This is a genomic window from Polaromonas sp., from assembly GCF_039932935.1.
Lineage (GTDB): Bacteria > Pseudomonadota > Gammaproteobacteria > Burkholderiales > Burkholderiaceae_C > Polaromonas.
Genome location: NZ_JBDTPB010000086.1, coordinates 71,758 through 77,979, shown reverse-complemented (window position 1 = coordinate 77,979; position 6,222 = coordinate 71,758). Strand labels below are relative to the sequence as shown.

5 protein-coding genes are annotated in these 6,222 nt (G+C 63.2%); 4 read left to right on the top strand and 1 reads right to left on the bottom strand.

The features are described from left to right. Window positions 1-157 precede the first annotated feature (157 nt). From ABI546_RS15475 to ABI546_RS15465, 3 genes are read left to right on the top strand one after another with little or no spacing between them, the layout of a single operon-like run. The gene (locus tag ABI546_RS15475; RefSeq protein WP_348047824.1) at window positions 158-1,873 is read left to right on the top strand and encodes a putative 2-aminoethylphosphonate ABC transporter permease subunit; all 1,716 of its coding nucleotides are present in this window, start codon (window positions 158-160) and stop codon (window positions 1,871-1,873) included. An 8-nt stretch (window positions 1,874-1,881) separates the two neighbouring features. Beyond that, complete coding sequence (locus tag ABI546_RS15470) at window positions 1,882-2,280, top strand: DinB family protein (protein WP_348047822.1); 399 nt, start codon at window positions 1,882-1,884, stop codon at window positions 2,278-2,280. 30 nt (window positions 2,281-2,310) lie between these two features. Further along, window positions 2,311-3,429, top strand: a complete 1,119-nt coding sequence (locus tag ABI546_RS15465) for a 2-aminoethylphosphonate--pyruvate transaminase (RefSeq protein ID WP_348047820.1) — start codon at window positions 2,311-2,313, stop codon at window positions 3,427-3,429. Between the two features lie 136 nt (window positions 3,430-3,565). On the opposite strand, the gene ABI546_RS15460 is transcribed toward ABI546_RS15465, so the two are convergent. Next, on the bottom strand, window positions 3,566-4,522 hold the full coding sequence (locus tag ABI546_RS15460) for a helix-turn-helix domain-containing protein (RefSeq protein WP_348047818.1): 957 nt from the start codon (window positions 4,520-4,522) through the stop codon (window positions 3,566-3,568). Window positions 4,523-4,711: 189 nt separating this feature from the next. On the opposite strand from ABI546_RS15460, the gene ABI546_RS15455 reads away from it, so the two are divergent. Continuing rightward, window positions 4,712-6,202 carry an amino acid permease gene (locus ABI546_RS15455; RefSeq protein WP_348047816.1) on the top strand — a complete coding sequence of 497 codons (1,491 nt, stop codon included), beginning with the start codon at window positions 4,712-4,714 and terminating at the stop codon, window positions 6,200-6,202. Window positions 6,203-6,222 lie beyond the last annotated feature (20 nt).

Genomic DNA, 6,222 nt, shown 5'->3' with positions numbered 1-6,222 from the left:
TCCTGGGCTCCTTCTGTCATGTGCATGTGGCCTCGCCCGCGCTGGGCGGCCACAAACTCACGGTCTACCTTTCTCTGAATTTCCTTTCGGAGCAATCGCTGCAGATCGGCTCCTCACTGCCGCTGAAGCTGCTGCCCGAGCGCATCAAGGTGTTTTGATGCCGGTGTTCACTGCCCCGGCTCCTGCCGCAGTGCGCCAGAAAACGCACTGGATTGACCACCTGGCCTATGCAGCGCTTGCCCTGGTAGCTATTGTTTTAATAGCATTTCTGGCGGCGCCGCTGCTGGCCATTCTTCAGCAGGCACTGTTGGACAAGTCCGGCGACTTCGTCTGGTTCGACAACTTCATCAACTACGCCAAAACTCCAGCGCTCCTTGAAAGCCTCTGGAACAGCCTCTGGGTGTCCACCGCCGTCACGCTGATCGCCGTGCCCCTGGCCTTCGGGTTTGCCTATGCACTGACGCGCTCATGCATGCAGTACAAGGCGCTGTTTCGCGGCCTCACGCTGATCCCGCTGCTGGCACCCTCGCTGCTGTCGGCCATTTCGCTGATCTACTGGTTCGGCAACCAGGGCGTTCTCAAAAGCTGGATGCAAGGCGTGGGCATCGAGCAGATCTACGGCGCACCCGGCATTGTGGTGGCCGAATGCTTTGCGGTGTTTCCGCATGCGCTGATGATTCTGGTCACGGCGCTCAGCCTGTCGGATGCGCGTCTCTATGAAGCGGCCAACGCCATGGGCACCAGCGCCAGGCGCAAGTTCTTCACCATCACGCTACCGGGCGCCAAGTACGGCCTGATCTCGGCCGCACTGGTCACCTTCACCCTGGTGATGACCGACTTCGGCATTCCCAAAGTGATTGGCGGCAACTTCAATGTGCTGGCCACCGATGTCTTCAAGCTGGTCATCGGCCAGCAGGACTTTGCCAAGGGCGCGGTGGTCGCCATCTTGCTGCTGGCGCCTGCGGTGCTGACCTTCGCGGTCGACAAATACGTCAGCAAGCGCCAGACCGCCATGCTGACGGCGCGCGCCGTGCCCTACCGGCCAACCCCCTCGCGCGGCTACGACTGGATCATGACGCTGTATTGCTGCGCGATTGCCTTTCTTGTGCTGGCCATGCTGGGCATGGCGGTGTTCGCTTCTTTTGCGAGCTTCTGGCCCTACAACCTCAAGCCAAGCCTCAGGCACTACACCATGGGCCTGGTCGACGCTGAGGTCGGCGTCGGTTTTGTCAACAGCCTGAAGATGGCCGCAGGTACCGCCTTCTTCGGCACGGCACTGGTGTTTTGCAGTGCCTACCTGCTTGAAAAAACCAAGGGCATGGATAGCCTGCGCGGCTTTGTGCGCATGCTGGCCATGCTGCCCATGGCCGTGCCCGGGCTGGTGCTGGGCCTGGGCTACATCTTCTTTTTCAATGCGCCGGACAACCCGCTGAACGGCCTTTATCACACGCTGACACTGCTCACGCTCTGCACCATCGTGCACTTCTACACCACCGGTCACCTCACTGCCGTCACGGCGCTCAAAGCGCTGGACGGTGAGTTCGAAGCCGTCAGCGCCTCGCTCAAGGTGCCATTTTTCAAGACCTTCTGGCGCGTCACCCTGCCGATCTGCACGCCGGCCCTGGTCGACATCGCGCGCTACTTCTTCATCAATGCCATGACGACGATCTCCGCCGTCGTCTTTCTTTATTCACCCGAAACCAAGGTCGCTTCCATCGCCATCCTCAACCTCGACGAAGCCGGCGAAATGGGTGCGGCAGCGGCGATGGCCGTGCTGATCGGAATCGCATCGACGATTGCCACCTTGCTGTTCATGGCGTTAGCCTGGTGGATCAACCGCCGCACGCAGGCCTGGCGAGGCGGCGCACGCTGAGCACGGGCATGCAAGACCACCGCAACCTTCGCATGCTGAACCATGCCTATGTGGTGGACCTGATCTGGCAGGCCCACCTGCAGGGCCGGCCGCACGGCTTTACCTCGCGCAACACCGACACCACGCCCACGCTGGCGCAACTGCGCGAGCAGCAGCTGGCACTCGACGACTGGTACATCCTTTACGCAGACGGTTTGACCGGTGACATGCAAAGCGAGGTCGTGCATTTCAAATTCGTCGACGGCGGCGAAGGCGCCATGACCCGCGGCGACATGCTGTTGCACGTCGTCAACCACAAGACTTTTCACCGGGGCTATGTGGCCGACATGATGTACCAGGTGCCGGCGCGGCCGCCAAGTATGGACCTGCCGGTTTTTCTGCGCGACGCCGCCCCCGACTTGGCTTGAGACGAGTACCCAAAAACAAAGAGGTAATCTATGGACAGAGACAAAATCCTGCTGACGCCCGGCCCGCTGACCACCACACTGCGCACCAAGCTCGCGATGCTCAAGGACTGGGGCTCCTGGGACAGCGATTTCAACGCCGTCACGGCCAGCGTGCGCAAAAGCCTGCTGGCCATCATCCACGGCCAGGACTCTCATGTCGTCGTGCCTCTGCAGGGCAGCGGCACCTTCAGCGTCGAGGCAGCGGTGGCGACCGTGGTGCCACGCGACGGCCATGTGCTGGTGATGGACAACGGCGCCTACTGCAAACGAGCGGCCAGGCTCACCACTCTGATGGGCAGGCGCTGCACCGTGATGCCTTTTGACGAGTCGGCGCAGGTGTCGCCCGCGGCGCTGACCGACCAGCTCAAGGCCGACGCCAGCATCACGCACGTCATGCTGATTCACTGCGAAACCGGCGCCGGCGTGCTCAACCCGCTGCAGGAAGTTGCCGACGTCTGCAAAGCCCACGGCAAGGGCCTGCTGGTTGACGCCATGAGTTCCTTCGCCGCCATCGAGATCGATGCGCGCAAAGTCCACTTCGATGCGCTGGTGGCCGCCAGCGGCAAGTGCCTTGAGGGCGTGCCGGGCATGGGCTTTGTGTTTATCCGCAATGCCATCCTCGACGGCTGCGCAGGCCGCAGCCAGTCACTGGCGATGGATCTGCATGACCAGTACACCTACATGGAGAAAACCACCCAGTGGCGCTTCACGCCGCCCACGCATGTGGTGGTGGCGCTGGCCGAGGCCATTGCCCAGTTTGAAGAAGAAGGCGGCCAGCCGGCACGTCTGGCCCGCTATGAAAGCAACTACCGCACGCTGATCGCCGGCATGGCAAAGCTCGGCTTCAAGCCTTTTCTGGACCCGGCGATCCAGGCGCCCATCATCGTGACCTTTCACGCGCCGGCCGACAGTCGCTACGACTTCAAGAAGTTCTATGCCGCTGCACGAGATCGCGGTTTTGTCCTATACCCAGGCAAGCTCACCCAGGTAGAAACTTTCCGGGTAGGTTGCATCGGTGCAATCGGCCCCAATGAGATCGAACAAGCCGTGCTGGCGGTGGCGGGCGCCTTGCGGGATATGGGCATCACCTCCGCCGCACCGGCCGCCTGAGTAAAGAGCCTCACGCGGGGCGTAGGCCGGACACCCTGTCTTCACCAGCATGAGCCGCGGAACTGGCTTTGCCAGGCCGCAGGCGGGCGGCCCCCTCGGGGGGCAGCGAACCACACGAAGTGGGGAGCGTGGGGGCTTAATGAAATCGGCGAAAGGCTTCGGAGGGAAGTTCGCCAAACATTTGCTGATAGTCGTGCGCGAAATGACCAAAATGCCAAAACCCCAGGTCGGTTGCAGCCGCCGTCACAGACGAAGCGGTTTTCAGCGCCTGCCTGGCGGCATTCAGCCGCACCGCGCGCAGATAAGCCAGCGGGCTGATGCCCAGCGCCGTCTGAAAACCGTTTTGCAAGGTTCGCCGGCTCACGCCGAGTTGCTCGCACAGCGCCAGCACGGTGGGCGGTTGATCGAGCTGCGCATGCACAAGCTCGCGGGCGCGGCGCGTCAGCGTCCAATGGCCGTGAGTGCCGACAGCGTCCGCGCTACCCGCCGGCGCCAGGACGCGGCCAAGCTGCTCCACCACGCTGTCGAGCATGGCGGCCTGCACAGCGGGCGACCGCAGCAATGCCGGAGCCGCCTCCACCGTATCCATCACGCCGGTCAGGCACTGCCTGAGGCCCGCCTGCGCCGCGCCATCCAGCCGGCGCAAGCCGGCCTGCGCACCGAGACGGGCCTGCAGCGCAGGGTCATGCTCACCGCAGCGGCGCCAGGCGGCTTCGTCCAGCTCCAGACCCAACATTACATGGCGCCGGGACGAGCGGAACTCAAAGCCCGACGCACCCGAAAAAACATGCAGTGCACCTGCATCACTGGGCGCACCGCAAAACACGCTGGGCCCATCGACCTGCAGCGGCAGCCCCAAGGCCAATGCGCCGTCCCGGATCTGGCCCGTCTGGTAGACAGACTCCCTGAGGCCTTCCACAAAGAGGCGCAGGCCCGCGAATTCCAGCTGGCGAACCTCTCCACCAAAAGCGCCGCGCGAGAGCTGGAGATAGCTCTGGTTCCAGCCCGTGAGCGCTGCCGCCTGCTCATCCGCATCGGCAAACGACGCGTGGGACAGCACGGCGGGCTGGGCGGTATCGGAAGGATGTGCCATCGGCGCATTCTTGCAGGATTCGTGCCGCATGCAAGCTACGCTTTGAAACAGTTCGGCTTACTTTGGCCCACTTCGCTGCCGCCCCATTCGTGCAACTTGCCGAAATGGGATTTCAGCGCGCCCACCCCCGCCCTAGGATGCAACACGGCCCCACCGGGCCGCCAACCTTGCAACCTATAGGGAGCCACCATGTCAGAACGTTCCAGCGTCCAATACGCGAAAGTCGACGGCAGCTACTTTGAAAAGCGGGGGCTCAGACGCTATGCCGGCGTCTGGTCGCTCTGGGCACTCGGCGTAGGCGCGGTGATCTCCGGCCACTTCGCCGGCTGGAACCTCGGCCTGGCCAACGGCTGGGGCAGCATGCTGCTGGCCACCATCATTATTTCCGTGATGTACCTGGGCCTGACATTTTCGCTGGCCGAAATGTCGCCCGCGCTGCCGCACACCGGCGGTGCCTACTCCTTTGCGCGCACCGCGATGGGGCCGTGGGGCGGCTTTCTCACCGGGCTCGCCGAAAACGTGGAATACGTGCTGACACCGGCCGTCATCGTGTTTTTCATCGGCAGCTACATGGGCAGCATCTTCGGCACTGCGCCAGCCTTGCAGCCTCTGTGGTGGATCGGGTTTTACATCGTCTTCATCGGCCTGAACATCATTGGCGTCGAGCTGTCGTTCAAGATCACGCTGGCGGTTACCCTGTTGGCGCTGGCCTGCCTGGTCGCGTTCTGGGTCAGTGCGTTGCCAAAGATCGACTTTGCGCGCTGGGCCATGAATGTGGGCGCCGGCGGCGCGGTGTTGCCTGAAGGCCGGGGCCCCTTCCTGCCGCTGGGCTTCGCCGGCGTGCTGGCGTCACTACCTTTTGCGGTGTGGCTGTTCCTCGCCATCGAACAGCTGCCGCTGGCGGCCGAAGAGTCCGTCGACCCGCGCCGCGACATGCCGCGCGGCATCATCGCCGGCATTTTCACGCTGATCGTTTCGGCCTTCATGATCCTTTGGCTCAACCCGTCCGTCGCCGGCATCGGGTCGCACGCGCTCAGCACATCGGCCGAACCGCTGCTCGACGGCTTCAAGGCGATCTACGGCGATGGCATCGCCAAAGTGCTGGCGCTGGTGGCCGTACTGGGCCTGGTCGCCAGCTTTCACACCATCATCTTTGCCAAGGGCCGGCAGATCTATTCGCTGAGCCGGGCCGGTTACTTCCCCTCGGCGCTGTCGGTCACGCACGGCAGCCGCAAGACACCGCACATTGCCATGATCGTCGGCTCGGTGGTGGCGCTGGTCGTCATGTTCGTGCTGTGGTTCTCGCTGGGTGTCGACAAGGGCTCAGCCGTCATTGGCGGCACCTTGCTCAACATGGCGGTGTTCGGCGCCATGTTTTCCTACGTGATGCAGGCGCTGTCGTTCATCCGGTTGCGCAGCAAGCTGCCGAACATGGAGCGCCCCTACCGCAGCCCGCTGGGTGTGGCAGGCGCGGTACTGACCCTGCTCATCGCGCTGGTCACCATTTACTTCCAGCTCAGCGATCCGGTCTACCGCGTCGGCGTGCTCTGGGTCGCGCTGTGGTTTGCGATCGGCATCAGTTACTTCGCGGTGATGGGCCGGCATCGGCTGATCCTCTCGCCGGAAGAAGAATTTGCGATTGGCCTGGCCGAAAAAGGCCGGGCAAGCGCCCACCCCTAAGACCACAAGGCGCCCACGAC